This is a genomic window from Breoghania corrubedonensis (assembly GCF_003053845.1).
Lineage (GTDB): Bacteria > Pseudomonadota > Alphaproteobacteria > Rhizobiales > Stappiaceae > Breoghania > Breoghania corrubedonensis.
The window spans coordinates 13,430-31,412 of the sequence record NZ_QAYG01000006.1; the positions used below are offsets into that span (position 1 = coordinate 13,430).

The window sequence follows — 17,983 nt, forward strand, 5'->3', positions numbered from 1 at the left end:
GGATGTCTGTCCGAAGCGCCGGTCGCAGGTGACCCGAATGGCCGGTTGCGATCGGGCAAATGCCCCGGTTGCGCCGCACGAGGCGTCGCGAAAGTGGGCCGTTCCTTAGCAGATGCGCGGATGCTTGTCCACTGGGAGGCGGCGAAGAAAGCTCGAATCGTACCGCGCGCGGTCGTGTCCGGGTGGACGGAATGGCGCGGGAAGGCTAGTGTCCGCCCGTTGCGCCGGGTTAAAGCGCTTGTGGCCATCCTAACGGCTGCGCGCCCGCATGTCATTCGCCTTCGACCCCGGACCGCGGCGAATCAGATTTCGGAGCAGCCTCATGGCTTCGCTGGCGAGTGATCGCGCCGCGCAGAACGGCGCCGCTGTCTGGATTCGCGAAATACGCGCAACGCTGGTGCTGGGCCTGCCCATCGCAGGAGCCCAGCTCGCCCAGATGGCGATCAACACGACCGATGTCCTGATGATCGGTCACCTGGGAACGGAGCCGCTGGCGGCCTCCGTGCTGGCCTTCAACCTCTATATCCTGATCTGGCTGTTCGGCTCCGGCCTCATCCAGGCGGTGATGCCGATCGCCGCCAGGGCGCGCGGGGAAAAGCGGATGCGCGACGTGCGCCGGTCGGTGCGCATGGGGCTGTGGGTGGTGATCGCCTATTCCGTACCCGCCATGGTCTTGATGTGGCAGACCGAGGCCATCCTGCTTTGGCTCGGCCAGAAACCGGAGATCGCGCACACCGCCGGCTTGTACATGCACTACCTGCAATGGGCGTTGCCGCCGTCGCTGGCGACAATGGGCATCAGGAACTTCGTTTCTGTGATGGAGATGACCCAGGTTCTGTTGTGGACGACGCTTGCCGGGGCGGCGGTCAACGCGTTCTTCGACTACGTGCTGATTTTCGGCGCTTTCGGCGCGCCGCGGCTGGAACTCGCCGGGGCGGGGATCGCGTCAACGGCGACGGCGACGGCGACATTCGCCCTGATACTCGCCTACACGCTCCGGCATCGCCGGCTGCGCCGTTTCGCGATTCTCGGCCGGTTCTGGCGCAGCGACTGGTCGGTGTTCTTCCAGATCGTGAAGCTCGGATGGCCGATCGGGCTGATGATCCTGGCGGAGGTCGGGCTGTTTGCGGGCTCGGCCGCAATGATGGGCTGGATCGGCACCGTGCCGCTCGCGGCCCACGGCATCGCGCTGCAATGCTCCTCGATCACCTTCATGGTGCCGCTCGGCTTCGGCGTCGCGGGAACGATCCGCATCGGACTGGCCCACGGACGCGGCGACCACGACGGCATCGCCCGGGCCGGCTGGACGACGCTGGCATTGTCGGTCGGCTTCATGCTGTGCGCGGCGATCGTCTTCTGGACGATCCCGGAAGTGCTGATCGGTGCCTTTACCAATGACGACAATCCCGACACGCCCGCGGTGATCGCGGCCGGTGTGAGCTTCCTGGCGGTCGCGGCCGTGTTCCAGATCTTCGACGGGGCGCAGGTGGCGGCCGGCAACATTCTGCGCGGGCTTTCGGATACCCGCGTGCCGATGCTCATCGCGGTGGCGGGTTACTGGGGCTGCGGCATGTCGCTCGCCTATATGCTGGCCTTCTGGGCGGGCTGGGGCGGTGTGGGGCTGTGGTGGGGGCTTGCGAGCGGGCTCGCCTTCGTCTCCGTCGCCGCGATCTGGCGCTTTGCCTGGCGGGAGCGGCTGGGGCTGGTGTAGATCAACAGCCCCAGCCGGATCGGGGTCACTTGTAGGCCGAGACAGATGGCTTCAAAGACTCCAGGCCGAGCTTGGCGCTATGCCTATCGGATTCGTCTTCAGGCGGGATGGAGCAGAACCCCATCACCACCTTTTGCGACGGGTTCAGTTGCGTGTAGATTTCTTCTGGAAGATTGCCGGGGATGTTGAAGCCCTGCTTCAACCACCAGCGTATGAATGTGGCGACGAGGAGCCAGCGCGAGCGTCCGCTATCGTTTGGGGCCGATCCGTGCCAGATCCTGCTGTCCAGCACGATCACGTCGCCGGCGTTCGCCGGGACCGGAATTGCCCGCGCGCGGTCTTCCGGCTTCACGTATTGTCCCGATAGGTGGGATCCGGGCACCACAACGGTGCAGCCGTTCTCCAGGTCCTGCCGTTCCAGGCAGACGAGAACGGAAACGGCCGTGGTGAAGGGGCCGATGCAGGGCATCAATGAGTCGATGTGCAACCGTAATGGAGCATGCCCACCGGACCGTGCCATATATGTATGAAGGATATAGTTGGGACCTTCGGCCGGCAGTTCCTTGTACCATTCGTCGTTTAGAAAGGCCTTGAGAACTTCTTCGATCACCGGCGATCCAAACAGGAAATCGCAGAACAGAATATCCTTGTTCTGCAGATTCCAGACGATCTGATCGTTGCCGAGGTCCAGTTGCGAACTTCCGGTATTCGGATTCAGATCTTCCTGCCTGTAGTAACCAGAAAGGTAATCAAGCGCTGGACTGGTCTTTTCGGGCGCGAAGACACCCGGTATCACGCAGTATCCGTTCTTGTCGATTTCGTCGATGTAAAACGCCGCATCCGTTGCCATTCGATAACCGTAACCTCCCGGCGTTGTGTTTTGATATGCCAACTACTAACGTTGGGGTATCGCGGAATCAATCTCGCAACGTCGGCGGTGGTGCGGCGTGCGAGAGGCGCGGCGTGTAGCGTTCGCAGTCACGCGGGTCCGGGGCGAAAAAGGGACGTGAAAGGCCACACGTGTCGGGCCGTTTCCCTGTCATCTGCAGGCATCGCCGGCGCCCGCTACTTCACCCTATTGACGTGTCCCATCTTGCGGCCCGGACGGATATCGCTCTTGCCATAAAGATGCAGGCGGGCCGAAGGCTCGGCGATGATCTCGGCCCAGCTTTCCGCATCCGCGCCGATCAGGTTTTCCATCACCACATCGCAGCGCCGTTCGGTCGTCCCCAGCGGCCAGCCGGCGACCGCGCGGATGTGCTGCTCGAACTGCGAGACAAGGCAGCCGTCCTGCGTCCAGTGGCCCGAATTGTGGACCCGGGGCGCGATCTCGTTTGCGACGAGCCGTTCGGCGCCATCCTCGCGCACGACGAAAAGCTCCACCGCCAGTACGCCGACATAGTCGAGGGCCTCTGCCACCTTCATCCCGAGCGCGCGGGCCTCGGCCTGGGTTTCGCTCGAAAGCGAGGCCGGGACATGAGTCCACTTCAGGATGTGATTGTGGTGTTCGTTCTCGGCGATGTCGTAGGCCGCCGTCATGCCGTTCGCGCCGCGCGCCGCAAGGACGGAGCATTCAAGCGCGAAACCGACGACGCCCTCCAGAACGGCGGGCGCCTTGCCGATGCGCTCCCACGCGGCTGCCGCGTCATCGAGGCTCTCGATGCGGGTCTGGCCCTTGCCGTCATAGCCCATGCGACGGGTCTTGAGGATCGCCGGCAAGCCGGTGACGGCCGCCGCCTTGGGGATGTCCCCGGGCTCGTTCACGGGCGCGAAGGGCGAGAGTGGGATTCCGATGGAACTCAGGAATTCCTTTTCGGACAGCCGGTCCTGGGCGACGGCGAGAGGGCCGGCGCCGGGGCGCAGCAACGTGCGCTCTTCCAGAAAGCGGGCGGTCGCCTCCGGCACGTTCTCGAATTCGTAGGTGACCACGTCGACGGCGTCGGCGAAGGCGGCCAGCGCGGCCTCGTCGTCGTAAGCCGCGAGGGTGAACGCGTCACTCACCTGGAAGGCGGGGCTTGCTTCGTCGGGGCAATAGATGTGGCACTTGAGGCCCAGCGGGGCTGCTGCGAGCGCCAGCATGCGGCCGAGCTGGCCGCCGCCCAGAATGCCGATCGTGGCGCCGGGCGCGAGGGGAGAAGTGGCGCCGGGCGCGAGGGGAGAAACGGTCATCGTTCAGGCCTCGTCGGCGGGGTGTTCGGCGACAGCCTCGCTCTGGCGGGAGCGCCAGTCGTCGAGCCGTTGCGCGAGGGTGTCATCGCCAAGGGCGAGCACGCTTGCCGCCATCAAGGCGGCGTTGACCGCGCCGGAGCGGCCGATGGCGAGCGTTCCGACCGGAACGCCGGCCGGCATCTGGACAATGGAATAGAGGCTGTCGAGGCCCTTCATGGCTTTTGATTCGATCGGCACGCCGAAGACGGGCAGTGGCGTCATGGAGGCGACCATGCCCGGGAGATGGGCCGCGCCGCCCGCTCCCGCGATCACCACCTTGATGCCGGCATCGCGCGCGCCCTTGGCAAAGGCGACCAGCCGATCGGGCGTGCGGTGGGCGGAAACAATGCGCGCTTCATAGGCAATGCCCAGCGCATCAAGTGTGTCTGCCGCATTCTTCATGGTCGGCCAGTCGGATTGACTGCCCATGATGATCGCGACGAGGTGCGTGCTCTTAACCATCTGTCGTCCCTGGGCTGCCGATATGTGCTGCGGATATCGGCTTCTTTTGCGGGAAAGGCGCGGATTATAGAAGTCATGTCCGGGCAGGCAAGCGGTTAACCATGATTGGTGTTGTCCTTGGACAAGGTCAGGTAAAACCCTCACGCCATACCGCCAAATCGAATAGGCTGTAAGCCGCAATGCAGCGGGGTCCAACCATGAGGCTGGCGGGTGCAGAAACGACGGGCGGTGCCCGGAACCAGGATTTCTCCAAGGCTATGTGTCTGGAAGATCCGGGACTATTGTCGGATGCGACGGAACAGGTCGAAGATCTGCGCGACGAGGTCGCCAGACTGACCGATGTGGTGAATGCCCAGCGCATGGAGATCCGCCGACTGAGGCGGGATGCGGTGCGCGATGTTCTGACCGGGCTGTTGAATCGCCGCGGTTTTGAACGGGTCTTGGAGCGTTCCATAGCTTTCGTCTCACGCTATCAATCCGATGTGGCGTTGATTTACGCGGATCTGGACAATTTCAAGTCGATCAACGACACGCTGGGCCATGCGGCGGGCGACGCGGCGCTGAAGCATGTGGCAGAGGTTTTGTTGCAGGCGCTCCGCCGGTCCGATGTCGTGGGCCGGATCGGCGGCGACGAATTCGTCGCGCTTCTGTGGAAATCCGATGAGTGCGCGGCGCGCGCCGTGGCGCGCGAGGTGTCTGACGCGTTGACCCGCGCGCCCTTCGTTCACAAGGGAAGATCGGTGCTGCTGTCGGCTTCGCTCGGCGTGGCCACGCTCGCCTTCGAAGACAGCGCTGCCGGTGTGCTCGACCGGGCCGACAGGGACATGTATCGGGTCAAATCCCGCTAGAGCATATTCCGATCGGATTCACTCAATCTGATCGACAAGAATATGCTCAAGTTATTGATCTTGAGCGGTTTCTTGTCGCTCAGGCGGTTCCGTCTGAGCGGATCGCCCTCTAGCGGGGCCACCCGGCGTTCGTGTGCCCGTATGATCAGGCGATAATGTCGGGAAGAAGCTTGTCCTCGATCGCGGAGATGCGGTCCTTCAGACAGAGCTTCTTCTTTTTCAGCCGCTGCATCTGAATGGCGTCGGCCTTGCCGGTCTCTGTCATCGCGGCGATGGCCGCGTCGAGGTCCCGGTGTTCCTGACGCAATTGCGCGAGTTCGGCGCGCAGCGCCTGTTCCATGTCTTCTGTCATCAATCGGTTCCGCAAGCGCTGCCGTCTTTGCGGCAGGCGCGTCAAGGCCTTGAGCGCCCCGCGATCAGGCCGGACCGGTCTGATCGACAAGAAGAAGTCCCTAAGCCATACCCCACGGCGCAGCATACTGGAAGATGTGTCGTATTCGAAGGGCACATCGCATCTGCTGGAAGCCGATTTACCGGAAAACCGGATCGAAGGTCCGGGAACCGTGGTTTGCCCTACGGAATAGGTTCACGACCTCGTGAATTCATGCAGTCCGGGTTAGTTCGTGCCTCGCGACCTTGCGTCGCGGAAGGTTTTGCCGCGCGCTGGCGTAAAACTGCCGCGCCCGCGCCCGGAATCTTTTGTTTTCAATTGGTTATCACGTCCTTATGCGAATGCGGTAAGCCATGCACGTCACCGAATTATCGAAAATCGGCCCAGAATTGAACCTTTGAAGGTGGTCAATTCGTTCACTCACCGGTCGCGCGGTATTCGACACCGCTGATGGCCTGTGTCACACTTCTGTCGTCCTAGCCGAATTACACAGGAGGCTTTGCCCAATGTCCTTGCAGTCGCATCTCTTGGAGCTCGAACGGCGTCACGCCGACCTCGAACGCGAGATCGAAAAAGCGATGGTAAGTCCGAGCACGGACAACCTCGCAATCGCCAATCTCAAGCGCCGCAAACTGAACATCAAGGACCAGATAACGCGCCTTCGCAAGGAGACCCTTCACTAGTTTTTCGGTTATGGCCTGCGGGAACCGCGGTTCCCTGTGGAGGTTGTACCGCAGCCGCGGTCCCGAACCGGGATCGCGGCATTTTATTGTCGCATTCGCGCGGTAACGTCTTCCCACATCACTCCTTTTGATCCATCCCGCCCGAAGAGGTCCGTCGCGAATGTTCCTGGACGTCTCCCTTGCCCAGGTCCTCCATCAGTTCGCGACTATCTTCGCCGTGGTCGACCCGGTGGGAACGGTGCCGGTCTTCATCGCGGTGACGGCCTTTATCGCCCATGAGCGTCGGCGCGCGGTGGCCTTGCGCGCCGTGCTCTTCGCCGCGCTGGTGCTGATCGGCTTTCTCGTCGCCGGCCAGCCGGTGCTCAATGCCATCGGCGTCAACCTGACCTCTTTCCAGATCGCCGGCGGCATCGTGCTGTTCCTGTTCGCGCTGACGATGATCTTCGGCCCTTCCAAGCCGGACAAGGAGCTGTCGCAGATCTCCATGAACGATGCGGAATGGGCGGTCTATCCGCTGGCCATCCCCTCCATCGCCTCACCGGGCGCGATGCTGGCCGTGGTGGTGCTCACCGACAACGACGTCTATCCGCTCACCGCCCAGCTTGTGACCGCCGCCATCACGATTGGCGTGCTGGCCATCACGCTTGTCCTCATGTTGATGGCGATGCCGGTTCAGCGCCTTATCGGCAAGGCCGGCGCCTCGATCGTTTCCCGGGTGATGGGACTGATCCTGGCCGCCGTCGCGGTCGACAATGTCATCAACGCCATCATCGTCCGCTTCGGACTGTAAGGGGCGTTCCGTCTTGAACGCCCTCAGACCGCCTTTGCCATCTCGCGCAGCTTGAACTTCTGCATCTTGCCGGTCGACGTCTTCGGGATCTCCTCGAAGAGGATGTGGCGCGGGCACTTGAAGTGGGCGAGATGCTCGCGGCACCAGCCGATCAACTCCTCCGCGGTCGCACTTGCACCGGGCTTCAGCTCCACGAAGGCGCAGGGAGTCTCGCCCCATTTCTCGTCCGGCCGCGCAACCACAGCGACGGCGGCCACCGAGGGGTGCTTGTAAAGCGTGTCCTCGACCTCGATCGACGAGATGTTCTCGCCGCCGGAAATGATGATGTCCTTGGAGCGGTCCTTGAGCTGGATGTAGCCGTCGGGATGAAGGACGCCGAGATCGCCGGAATGGAACCATCCGCCGGCGAACGCCTTGTCCGAAGCCTCGCGGTTCTTGAGATACCCCTTCATGACGACGTTGCCGCGGAACATCACCTCGCCGATGGTCTCGCCGTCGGCGGGAACCGGCTCCATCGTGTCGGGATCCCTGACCGAAAGGGCCTCCAGTGCGGCGTAACGCACACCCTGGCGCGCCTTCTTCTCAGCCTGCTCATCCAGTGGCAGCGCGTCCCATTCCGCCTTCCAGTCGTTGACGACAGCGGGACCGTAGCTCTCGGTCAGGCCGTAGAGATGGGTGACGTTAAAGCCCTCCTCCTTCATCGCGGCGAGCACCGTTTCCGGCGGCGGGGCGGCGGCTGTGAAGAACTCCACCTTCTGGTCGAAGGCGCGCTTGTCCTTGTCCGGAGTCGACAGGATCGTCGACATGACGATGGGCGCGCCGCACAGATGGGTCACGCCATGGTCGGCGAGCGCGTCCCAGACCGGCTTCTGGCGTACCCAGCGCAGACACACATGCGTGCCGGCGATAATCGACAGCGTCCAGGGAAAGCACCAGCCGTTGCAGTGGAACATTGGTAGCGTCCACAGATAGACCGCGTGCTTGGCCATGCCGCCGGTGATGACGTTGCCCTGCGCCAGCAGGGCCGCACCGCGATGATGGTAGACGACACCCTTGGGATTGCCGGTCGTGCCGGATGTATAGTTGAGGCTGATCGCGTCCCATTCGTCGGCGGGCAGGGACCATGCAAATTCCGGATCGCCGCTCTGGAGGAAGGACTCGTAGTCGATCGAGCCGAGGCGTTCGCCGTCCTGCGGGAATTCATGGTCGTCATAATCGATGATGATCGGCTTCACGCTGGCGAGCGACAGGGCCTCCTTCATGACCTTGGAGAATTCCCGGTCGGTGATGACGAGTTTCGTCTCCGCATGGTCGAGCTGGAAGGCGATGATGGCGGCATCGAGCCGGGTGTTCATGGAATGCAGCACGGCGCCGATCATCGGCACGCCGTAGTGCGCCTCCAGCATGGCCGGCGCGTTGGGCAGCATCACCGAAACGGTGTCGCCCTTGCCTATACCGGCCTTTTCCAGAGCCGAGGCGAGGCGGCGCGCACGCGCGTAGAAGTCGCGGTAGGTCGTGCGCAGCGTACCGTGGATGATCGCGACGTGGTCTGGAAAGACCGCGGCGGCTCTTTCCAGAAACGAAAGCGGCGAGAGCGGCTGATAGTTGGCGGGGTTCTTGTCGAGATCGACGGAATAGGGACTGGACACGGTTCCTCCCGAGTGTCTGCAAGCCGAATGTCGTTCGGCGACGTCGGGGCATCAAATCCCAAGCCGCGCTCCACGGCAAGCGGACGTAAGGTGAGGTCAGCGCATGTGTGGAACGTTTGCTCCGCGCCTTGAGCATATTCCGATCAGATTTACTCAGTCTGATCGGAATATGCTCAAGGTATTGATCTGGAGCGGTTTCTTGCCGATCAAACGGGTTCGTTTGATCGGCAAGCGCTCTAGAAAAGTCCGGCCAGCCCGTCCCGGATCAGTTTGAGCGAGACCAGGAAAACGCCGACATAGGTGATCTTGTAGAACAAATCCTGCGAGACGACGCGCACAAGGCGGACGCCGACATAGGTCGCGATAGGGGCGAGGGGGAGCAGGCACGCCGAGGTCAGGAGGTTTGCCCGGTCGAACTGGCCGAGCAGCGCGTAAGGCACGAGCTTCACCGCGTTCATCACCGCGAATGTCAGCACCATCGTTCCCGAGAACAGCACCCGATCCATCTTTTGCGGCAGCAGGTACATCTGTGCGGGCGGGCCGCCGGCGTGGGAGACGAAGCTGGTGAAGCCCGCCACCGTGCCCCAGAAGACGCCCTTGGCGGCATTCGGTCTGGTTGCGGGCCGCGCCGCGCCGCCGGTCCAGTAATCGAGCACGAAAAGAAGCGTCACGAGCCCGACGATGAGGCGGACATAGGCTTCATCCACCCAGGCGGCGGTGGCGTAGCCCAGGACGATGCCGACAAGGGCGCCGGGCAGCAGGATCATCAGGCTCCTTCGATGCGCGGTGCCGCGATACGAGACGACAGCCACCACGTCCATCGCGCACAGGATCGGCAGCATGATGCCGGCGGCATGGACGGGCGAGATCACGAGGCTCATCAAGGGCACGCCGAGCATCGCAAGCCCCGCGCCGAACCCGCCCTTGGCAAGCCCGACGATCAGCACTGCGGGCACGGCGACGGCGTAGAACCAGGGATCGGCGATGAGGGGCAAGGGCGGGAAGCTCGTGCTGGGGCGGGGCGGCGGGAATGGCGCAGCCTACAGGCGTTCGTAGCACGAGGAAACCGCTTGGAGCGGAGGAGGGAGCCGTGGTGAGACGAGGGGTACGTGGTCGGGACGAGGTCATTTGCCGCGCCCGAACTTTCATGCCTGCGACAATCTGCGCCCTTTGATCCAGTCCAAAGTCGAAAACGCTCCCGCTTGCTTTACTCTGCTTCTTTGCGACAAAGTCGCCCGCGAGAAATACGCCTGCGATGTGGGAGGAAAACACCATGGCGAGCCGATATCACGATGTCTATCGTGCCTGGCAGGACGATCCGGAGGATTTCTGGGCCAAGGCCGCAGCCGAGATCGATTGGACGAAGCCGTGGGACAAGGTCTTCGATCCTGACCAGGGCGCCTTCGGGTACTGGTTCGTGGGGGCGGAATGCAACACCTGCTACAATTGTCTCGACCGCCACGTTGAGCGCGACAGGCCCGGTCAGCCGGCGATCATCTATGACAGCCCGGTCACCGGCAAGACGCTCTCCTACACCTACGCCCAAACGCTCGACCGGGTGAATGCGCTGGCCGGCGTGCTTGTCGATCAGGGCGTTTCGAAGGGCGACCGGGTCATCATCTACATGCCGATGATCCCGGAAGCGGTGATGGCGATGCTGGCCTGCGCGCGCATCGGCGCGATCCATTCCGTCGTCTTCGGCGGGTTCGCGGCGCACGAACTCGCCACCCGCATTGATGACGCCACGCCCAAGGCGATCATCGCGGCTTCCTGCGGCATCGAGCCCAACCGCACCATCGCCTACATGCCGCTCATCAGTTCGGCCATCGATCAGGCGACCCACAAGCCGGACGCCTGCCTCGTCTTCCAGCGCGAAGAGCTGGCCGCGGATCTGGTGGAGGGCCGCGACATCGATGCGGGTGCCGCGATGCAGAGCGAGATGGAGAAGGGCCGCGAAGTGGCTTGCGTGCCCGTCGCCGCCACGGATCCGCTCTACATCCTCTATACGTCGGGCACGACCGGTCAGCCCAAGGGAGTGGTGCGCGACAATGGCGGCCACATGGTCGCGCTCAAATGGTCCATGTCGAACCTCTACGGGATCGATCCGGGAGAGGTGTTCTGGGCGGCCTCTGACGTCGGCTGGGTGGTGGGCCATTCCTACATCGTCTATGCGCCGCTGCTGCATGGCTGCACGACCGTGCTCTTCGAGGGCAAGCCCGTGGGAACCCCGGATGCGGGAACTTTCTGGCGGGTGATCGCCGACCACGGCATCTCCGCGCTGTTTACCGCGCCCACGGCCTTTCGCGCCATTCGCAAGGAGGATCCGGAGGCCAGGCTTCTTTCCGAGTACGATCTGGCCGGCTTCCGCACGCTCTTCCTGGCGGGCGAGCGTGCCGATCCGGAAACGATCAAGTGGGCGGAGGAAAAGCTCTCCGTTCCCGTCATCGACCACTGGTGGCAGACGGAGACGGGCTGGTGCATCGCAGGCAATCCGGTCGGGCTCGGCCAGCTTCCCGTGAAGTACGGTTCGCCCACAGTTGCCATGCCGGGCTATGACATCCGCATCCTCGATGACGCGGGCCACGAGGTCGAGGACGGCACGCTCGGCAACATCGTCATCAAGCTGCCGTTGCCGCCGGGATGCCTGCCAACGCTGTGGGGCAACGACAAGCGGTTTCGCGATGCCTACCTGGCGGAATTCCCCGGCTACTACAAGACCGCGGACGCGGGCTACCGGGACGAGGGCGGCTATCTCTTCATCATGTCGAGGACGGACGACATCATCAATGTCGCCGGCCACCGGCTCTCCACCGGTGCCATGGAGGAGGTGCTGGCCGGGCACCCGGACGTCGCCGAATGCGCCGTCGTGGGCATCGCCGATGAGCTCAAGGGCCAGCTTCCCTGTGGCTTCGTGGTGCTGAAGGCGGGGGTGGAGCGCGAGCCCCAGGACGTGGAGCGCGAGTTGATCGCACGGGTGCGCGAGGAGATCGGCCCGGTCGCGGCCTTCAAGATCGCGGTTTCCGTCGACCGTCTGCCGAAGACCCGCTCGGGCAAGATCCTGCGCGCGACGATGCGCCAGATCGCGGATGGCGAGGAGTTCCGCATGCCTGCGACGATCGACGATCCCGGTGTTCTCGACGAGATCGCGGATGCCATCCGCGCCCGCGGGATCACCCGCGGCGGGTGAACGGAGCGCGCGGCGCATCCCGGCGTTGCGGCTTCTCGCGGGGAAAACGCCCCTCGCCGGTTGGCGGGGGGCCTGTTCGTCGCGACACGAAGCGTTATAAAGGCGCATCAGCCGTTCGGCGAACAAAGGAGAATTCCCTTGGCCCTCACCAACAAGGTAACGATCGTCACCGGAGCCGCGCGCGGCATCGGGCTGGCCATTGCCCGGCGTTTCGTGGAGGACGGCGCAAAGGTCGTCATGTCCGATGTGAACGACGAGGCGGGCGAAGCCGCGGAAGCCGACCTGAAGGCGCTCGGCGAGGTGACCTATGTCCATTGCGACGTCAGCGAGCGACTGGACGTGCGCAACCTGATCGCGGCGGCAATCGATACCTACGGCGACGTCGATGTCCTGATCAACAATGCGGGTATCGTCAGTCCCGGCGACATCCTCACCATCGACGAGGCCGAGTTCGACCGCGTCCTGAACATCAACCTGAAGGGCTCGTTCCTGTGCGGCCAGGCGGTGGCCCGGCACATGGTGGACCGGGTGAAGAACGGCGGACCGGCGGGCGCGATCGTCAACATGTCGTCAGTCAACGCGGTCTTCGGCCTGCACACCCAGCTGCCCTACACGGTCTCCAAGGGCGGCGTGAACCAGCTCACCAAGGCGATGGCCGTGGCGCTCGCCCCGCATGGCATCCGCGTCAACGCGATCGGGCCTGGCTCGATCATGACCGATATGCTGGCCTCGGTGAACGACGATCCGGCCGCGCGGGCCCGCATCCTGTCGCGCACGCCCATGGCGCGCATCGGCGAGCCGCGCGAAATCGCCTCCATCGCCGCCTTCCTGGCGGATGAAGGCGCGAGCTACGTCACCGGCCAGACCGTCTATGCCGATGGTGGCCGCCTGCCGCTCAACTACACGGTGGACGTGCCGGAGGAATAGGGCGCGCCCTCAAGGCTACGGAATTGAAAAAGGCGGCTCACGACGAGCCGCCTTTTTCGTTTGGGGGAGGATTGGGTGTGTGCGGCCCTTAGCCGTTGTGAACCGGAACCCTACTTCGCCGCTTCCAGACCTTGTGCGCCGCGCTCGAACTGCAACCGGGCGAGGCGGGCATAAAGACCGCTCTGGCCGATAAGCTCATCGTGCGTGCCCTGTTCCACGATCCGGCCCTTGTCCATCACCAGAATACGGTCGGCCTTCAGCACCGTGGCGAGTCGGTGGGCGATGACCAGCGTCGTGCGGTCGGTCATCAGCCGGTCGAGCGCGGTCTGCACCAGTTTCTCGCTCTCGGCATCGAGCGCCGAGGTCGCCTCATCGAGCAACAGCACGGGAGCATCCTTCAGCAGCGCACGCGCGATCGCCAGGCGTTGGCGCTGACCGCCCGAGAGGGTGACCCCGCGCTCGCCGATCATCGTGTCGTAGCCATGCGCCATGGCCTGGATGAAGGTATCGGCGTGGGCCGCGACCGCCGCGGCGCGGATATCCTCTTCACTGGCGTCCGGGCGGCCGTAGAGCAGGTTCTCCTTCACTGTCGCGCCGAAGATGACGCTGTCCTGCGGCACCAGCGCGATGCGGTGGCGTATCTCCTGCGGATCTGCCTCGCGCAGGTCGACGCCGTCCAGAGAGACGGTCCCTGCTTGCGGGTCGTAGAAGCGCATCAGGAGATGGAAGAGGGTGGATTTTCCCGCACCCGAGGGGCCGACCACGGCCACGGTTTCGCCGGGGGGGATATCGATGTCGATACCATCGGCCACGCGCTCGTCGTTCAAGGAGGGATAGGCGAAGCTCACCTGATCGAAGCGCACGGCGCCCTGGGCTGGCACGGGAAGAGCCCTGGGGTTCGCGGGGGCGCGGATCTCCGGCTCGATCTGGAACATTTCGGCAAGCCGTTCTGCAGCGCCCGATGCCTGCGAAAGCTCGCCCCAGACTTCGGAAAGCTGGCCGAGCGCGCCAGCTGCAAAGACAGAATAGAGCACGAACTGGCCGAGTGCGCCGCCGGAGATCCTGCCAGCCAGCACATCCTTGGACCCCATCCACATGACGGCGACGACCGAGGCGAAGACCACGAACATGCCGAAGGCGGTCAGCATCGCGCGGGCGGTGAAGGACGCCTTTGCGGCGTTGAAGGCGCGTTCCACCTGGGCGGCGAAGCGGCTGGAGGCGAAGTGCTCGTTGGTGAAGGCCTGCAACGTGCGGATGGCGCCGATCGCCTCCACGGCGTAGGCCGAGGCATCGGCGAGCGTGTCCTGCGCCAGACGCGAGCGCCGGCGCACCAGCCGGCCAAAGACGATGAGAGGAACGACCACGAAGGGAATGGCGAGCAGCACGAGGCCCGAAAGGCGGGGACTGGTGATCACCATCATCGTCGCCGCGCCGATGAAGAGCGCGAGATTGCGCAGGGCAACCGAGACGGAGGCACCAACGGCGGCCTTGACCTGGGTGGTATCGGCGGTGAGCCGTGAGACGACCTCGCCCGAGCGCGCGGTATCGAAGAAGGAGGCGCTGAGACGGGTGATATGGGCGAAAACGTCGACGCGCAGGTCGGAGACGATGCGCTCGCCGAGCCAGGTGACGAAGTAGTAGCGCGCGGCCGAGGCGCATGCCAGGGCGGCAACCACCACCACCAGCATGGCGAAATATCTGTCGATGAAGCCCGGATCGCCGCCGCCAAAACCGAAATCGATCATTCGCCGGACCGCGAGCGGAACGGCCAGGGTCGCCAGCGTCGCGGCAATCAGCGCAACGAGAGCGGCGGCCACCTGAAGACGGTAGCGTCCCAGATAGGGTGCCAGCATTCCGAGCGGCTTGAGGGACCGCGATTTTCCGGCTGATTGCGTCGCGGAGCCCGTTTCGTTCTTGTTTCGCCGCGCCAAGGGTCAACTCCATACTGGAAAAGCAAATTCATCGTGCACGCCGTGGCATCTTGCAGATATGGGGACAATCCGCAATCGCCCGGCGCGAGACAGGCGATTTCCCGCCATGCGGGGGAGCGGGAATTGGCGTGCACCTCGTACGTTTCACAATGCCCGGGTCGAAGTGACATCTCAAGGTGGGCGAAAACCTTGAAAGCCGCGCCGGAGTGGGTTATAGCCTCGCCCGACTGTTTCCGGCCGCCGCCTGGAGTGTGCGGCCGATCTTGATTGAGCGAAGCGTTGTATCCTGATGGTCGCATCGGCCCGGACAACGTGGCGAGAGGATCCGGCAATGAAAAGCGATACCCATCCCGACTACCACATGATCAAAGTGGTCATGACCAACGGCACCGAGTTCATGACCCGCTCGACCTATGGCGCGGAAGGCGCGGAGCTGCGTCTCGACATCGACCCGACCACGCATCCGGCATGGACCGGCGGCCAGCAGACGCTGCTCGACCGCGGTGGCCGTCTGTCCCGCTTCAAGAACAAGTACCACGGCATCCTCGGCAACTGAGCCGACCCGCCACGGAACACGAAAAAGCCCCGGCATCGACCGGGGCTTTTTTGTTGGCGGATCGAGAATCCGGAGGCGTGCGCGGCAAAAACCAGAGCGCGCACCGCATCCGGTTCGCGCTCTCCGGTCCGCACCTCTCGGGGAGATGCCGCGCGCCGAAAGTCTCAGGCGCCGAAGGCGGCGGCGAGACGATCGAGCTGCTGGTTGACCGGGTTTGTGTTGGCGGGCCGCGGCATGGGTTCGGCCGACATCGCCTTGTCGAGCTGCTGGACGCGCGTCTGCAGGCGGACCGAGCGCGCGATCAGGTCCTTCAACTCGTTGGGGAGCTCTTCCCAGCCCGGCCCGGTGGTGGCGGAGCTGAGCGCGGCGAGGTTGACCTTGTTCTTTTCCTGCCCGGCCTGGGCTGTGGTCATTTCGCCTTCGTTGACGGCGCGCTGCAGCAAAAGCCAGGAGGCGAGCTGCATGAGGCGGGTTGTCAGGCGCATCGATTCGGTCGCGTAGACAAGCGAGCCTGCACGATTGAGCGTACGCGACGCGTCGCGGCCGGGGCCGTCGAGATAGCTCGCGGTCTCTTCCACCAGCGCCATGCCAGTGCGAAACAGTTCGTTGAAGGACTCCGACCCGATGAGCCTGTTCGCGAACGAAATCGGGGCACCGCCGGTGAAGGTTTCAAATTGGTCCGTCATCGCACTCTGTACTCTCTGCCGTTTCGATCGTACCGGCATTTGCGCCAGGAAGGATCTCGCTCCGCCTCACGGCGGTTTGCGTGACGTTTCGCCTGCATTCATGGTCCGGCCGTTCTGCGTGCCCGACCTTCGAAATGAAACAGACGCATCCTTCGCAGGTTTGTCCCAATACGATCCAGGTTGCGTTTTCCAAACCTGTTCAGCGCAAAGGGCGTGCCAGACATGGTCCCGATGTTCGCCTTTCGGGAAAACTGGCTGCTCGCTCAGCGTCTGCCGACCGCCTAGCGATGTGACAGCATAGCGTAAATGGGAGGCAAAAAAAAAGAGCCGCAAGGGTGCGGCTCTTGAGAAGTTAACAGGGAGGCGTCAAACAGAGTGGACAGGAGCCACTCAAGGTCCAGAAATTCTGGATGTTTTTGTTAATAATCCAGAATGCTTAATGCATGGTAAACAAGGCGCCCCAAAACCGGTCAGCGTTGGGTTGTCTGGGCAAGTGTGGTGAGAATCAGTCGGCTGACGTCGAGGTAGGAAAAGGGCGGCAGGGGAAGGTTCGCCGTCCTCCGACCCGGTGGCGGACGCGGGTGCCAATCCGGGACGGAGTGTCTTGCGGCGCTCTATCGGCTGAACAGGGCGTCTGCTGCGGAGCGGGTCGCGGACTTGTGCTCCAGTTCCGTTTCCAGCCGGGTGATTTCGGCGCGCAGCAATGTGATGCGTTCCTGCAGTTCCTCCACCGAAAGCACGTCCAGATCCTGACCGAGCGTATGCAGGGCCGTTGCGATGCGTGGTGTCTCGTCGTCGGCAAGAGCCATTTGGTTTCTCCCGGAACGGTACGAAGCCGACATCCTAACAGAGCGACGAGACGGTTGTCAGTGTCGCGCGTGCGGGCTACATCCCACAGCAACGAGGGTTCGAAAAACCCTGCGTCAATGCAAGGAACAGGACGCCATGAGCAATCTGCCCGAGACGATGACCGCGATCGCCATTCCCGTGCCGGGAGGCCCGGAGGCGCTTGTACCCGAGACGCGGCCATTGCCCCAAATTTCCGGCAGCGAGATCCTGATCCGGGTGAAGGCGGCGGGTGTGAACCGGCCGGACGTCTTCCAGCGCCAGGGCGCCTATCCGCCGCCTCCCGGCGCTTCCGATCTGCCGGGCCTGGAAGTGGCCGGCGAGGTCGCCGCCGTCGGGCCGGCCGCCACGCGCTTCAAGGTCGGCGATGCCGTAGTGGCGCTGACGGCGGGGGGCGGGTATGCCGAATTCTGCAAGGTGGAGGAGACAAACGCGCTCGCAAAACCGGATGTGCTGAGCTTTGAGGAAGGTGCGGCGGTGCCGGAGACCTTCTTCACCGTCTGGTCGAACGTCTTCGACCGGGGCGGACTGAAAGCGGGCGAGAGCCTTCTCGTTCATGGCGGCACGTCCGGTATCGGCACAACCGCGATCCAGCTTGCCAAGGCCTTTGGCGCCACCGTCTACACAACGGCGGGTGGTGCGGAGAAATGCGCCTTTTGCGCGAAACTCGGCGTGGATCTCGCGATCGACTACCGGGCGCAGGATTTCGTGGACGAGATCCGCAAGGTGACCGACAAGCGCGGCGTCGATCTGATTCTCGACATGGTCGGTGGGGATTACGTGCCGCGCAACTGGAAGGCGGCGGCGGTGGAGGGGCGCATCGTCCAGATCGCGACACTGCACGGAGCGACCGATACGGCGGACTTTCGCGTCTTGATGGCCAAACGCCTGACGCATACGGGGTCGACGCTGCGCCCGCGCGATACCGCCTTCAAGGCGGCGATCGCCGCCGCGCTGGAAGAGAAGGTCTGGCCGCTGATCGCCCAGGGCAAGGTCAAGCCGGTGATGGATTCCACCTTCGCGCTCACGGACGCGTCGAAGGCGCATGCGCGGATGGAGAGTTCCGGCCATATCGGCAAGATCGTGCTCACCGTCTGAATGGCCGGCA

Annotated in this window: 17 protein-coding genes; 8 read left to right on the forward strand and 9 right to left on the reverse strand. The window is 63.7% G+C overall.

Features of this window, described 5'->3' with window-relative positions; all coding sequences use genetic code 11:
* Nucleotides 1–322 precede the first annotated feature (322 nt).
* Nucleotides 323–1,711 carry an MATE family efflux transporter gene (locus C8N35_RS15315; protein WP_107990594.1) on the forward strand — a complete coding sequence of 463 codons (1,389 nt, stop codon included), beginning with the start codon at nucleotides 323–325 and terminating at the stop codon, nucleotides 1,709–1,711.
* Nucleotides 1,712–1,736: 25 nt separating this feature from the next.
* Here the strand turns inward: C8N35_RS15315 and C8N35_RS15320 are convergent, their stop codons facing one another.
* The 3 genes from C8N35_RS15320 to purE form a co-directional block, all read right to left on the reverse strand.
* Nucleotides 1,737–2,561: a phytanoyl-CoA dioxygenase family protein gene (locus C8N35_RS15320; protein WP_107990595.1), complete on the reverse strand. Its 825-nt coding sequence runs from the start codon at nucleotides 2,559–2,561 to the stop codon at nucleotides 1,737–1,739.
* 215 nt (nucleotides 2,562–2,776) lie between these two features.
* Complete coding sequence (locus C8N35_RS15325) at nucleotides 2,777–3,880, reverse strand: 5-(carboxyamino)imidazole ribonucleotide synthase (RefSeq protein WP_107990596.1); 1,104 nt, start codon at nucleotides 3,878–3,880, stop codon at nucleotides 2,777–2,779.
* Between the two features lie 3 nt (nucleotides 3,881–3,883).
* On the reverse strand, nucleotides 3,884–4,381 hold the full coding sequence (gene purE / locus C8N35_RS15330; RefSeq protein WP_107990597.1) for a 5-(carboxyamino)imidazole ribonucleotide mutase: 498 nt from the start codon (nucleotides 4,379–4,381) through the stop codon (nucleotides 3,884–3,886).
* A 197-nt stretch (nucleotides 4,382–4,578) separates the two neighbouring features.
* Here purE and C8N35_RS15335 point away from each other — a divergent pair, with 197 nt between their 5' ends.
* Nucleotides 4,579–5,229 carry a GGDEF domain-containing protein gene (locus C8N35_RS15335; protein ID WP_170122120.1) on the forward strand — a complete coding sequence of 217 codons (651 nt, stop codon included), beginning with the start codon at nucleotides 4,579–4,581 and terminating at the stop codon, nucleotides 5,227–5,229.
* Nucleotides 5,230–5,374: 145 nt separating this feature from the next.
* On the opposite strand, the gene C8N35_RS15340 is transcribed toward C8N35_RS15335, so the two are convergent.
* Nucleotides 5,375–5,581: a YdcH family protein gene (locus C8N35_RS15340; protein WP_107990599.1), complete on the reverse strand. Its 207-nt coding sequence runs from the start codon at nucleotides 5,579–5,581 to the stop codon at nucleotides 5,375–5,377.
* Between the two features lie 545 nt (nucleotides 5,582–6,126).
* Between C8N35_RS15340 and C8N35_RS15345 the strand changes: the two genes are divergently transcribed.
* On the forward strand, nucleotides 6,127–6,303 hold the full coding sequence (locus tag C8N35_RS15345) for a YdcH family protein (protein WP_107990600.1): 177 nt from the start codon (nucleotides 6,127–6,129) through the stop codon (nucleotides 6,301–6,303).
* 160 nt (nucleotides 6,304–6,463) lie between these two features.
* Nucleotides 6,464–7,093 carry a MarC family protein gene (locus tag C8N35_RS15350; RefSeq protein WP_107990601.1) on the forward strand — a complete coding sequence of 210 codons (630 nt, stop codon included), beginning with the start codon at nucleotides 6,464–6,466 and terminating at the stop codon, nucleotides 7,091–7,093.
* A 23-nt stretch (nucleotides 7,094–7,116) separates the two neighbouring features.
* On the opposite strand, the gene C8N35_RS15355 is transcribed toward C8N35_RS15350, so the two are convergent.
* Entirely contained in the window at nucleotides 7,117–8,742 is a 1,626-nt protein-coding gene (locus C8N35_RS15355; protein ID WP_107990602.1) for an acyl-CoA synthetase, read from the reverse strand.
* A 236-nt stretch (nucleotides 8,743–8,978) separates the two neighbouring features.
* Nucleotides 8,979–9,737: a sulfite exporter TauE/SafE family protein gene (locus tag C8N35_RS15360; RefSeq protein WP_107990603.1), complete on the reverse strand. Its 759-nt coding sequence runs from the start codon at nucleotides 9,735–9,737 to the stop codon at nucleotides 8,979–8,981.
* Nucleotides 9,738–10,015: 278 nt separating this feature from the next.
* Between C8N35_RS15360 and C8N35_RS15365 the strand changes: the two genes are divergently transcribed.
* Nucleotides 10,016–11,929, forward strand: a complete 1,914-nt coding sequence (locus C8N35_RS15365) for a propionyl-CoA synthetase (protein ID WP_107990604.1) — start codon at nucleotides 10,016–10,018, stop codon at nucleotides 11,927–11,929.
* A 138-nt stretch (nucleotides 11,930–12,067) separates the two neighbouring features.
* On the forward strand, nucleotides 12,068–12,856 hold the full coding sequence (locus C8N35_RS15370; RefSeq protein WP_107990605.1) for an SDR family NAD(P)-dependent oxidoreductase: 789 nt from the start codon (nucleotides 12,068–12,070) through the stop codon (nucleotides 12,854–12,856).
* A 110-nt stretch (nucleotides 12,857–12,966) separates the two neighbouring features.
* Here the strand turns inward: C8N35_RS15370 and C8N35_RS15375 are convergent, their stop codons facing one another.
* Nucleotides 12,967–14,787 (reverse strand): ABC transporter transmembrane domain-containing protein, encoded by a 1,821-nt coding sequence (locus tag C8N35_RS15375; RefSeq protein WP_281261779.1) that lies wholly within the window; start codon nucleotides 14,785–14,787, stop codon nucleotides 12,967–12,969.
* 331 nt (nucleotides 14,788–15,118) lie between these two features.
* Here C8N35_RS15375 and rpmE point away from each other — a divergent pair, with 331 nt between their 5' ends.
* On the forward strand, nucleotides 15,119–15,343 hold the full coding sequence (gene rpmE / locus C8N35_RS15380) for a 50S ribosomal protein L31 (protein ID WP_107990607.1): 225 nt from the start codon (nucleotides 15,119–15,121) through the stop codon (nucleotides 15,341–15,343).
* 164 nt (nucleotides 15,344–15,507) lie between these two features.
* Here rpmE and rcdA read toward each other — a convergent pair whose 3' ends face one another.
* A complete protein-coding gene (gene rcdA, locus C8N35_RS15385) occupies nucleotides 15,508–16,029 on the reverse strand; it encodes a protease adaptor protein RcdA (RefSeq protein ID WP_107990608.1) in 522 nt (173 codons plus the stop codon).
* A 614-nt stretch (nucleotides 16,030–16,643) separates the two neighbouring features.
* A complete protein-coding gene (locus C8N35_RS15390; protein WP_107990609.1) occupies nucleotides 16,644–16,838 on the reverse strand; it encodes a DUF1192 domain-containing protein in 195 nt (64 codons plus the stop codon).
* A gap of 136 nt (nucleotides 16,839–16,974) precedes the next feature.
* Between C8N35_RS15390 and C8N35_RS15395 the strand changes: the two genes are divergently transcribed.
* Nucleotides 16,975–17,973: an NAD(P)H-quinone oxidoreductase gene (locus tag C8N35_RS15395; RefSeq protein WP_107990610.1), complete on the forward strand. Its 999-nt coding sequence runs from the start codon at nucleotides 16,975–16,977 to the stop codon at nucleotides 17,971–17,973.
* The last annotated feature ends 10 nt before the right edge of the window (nucleotides 17,974–17,983 follow it).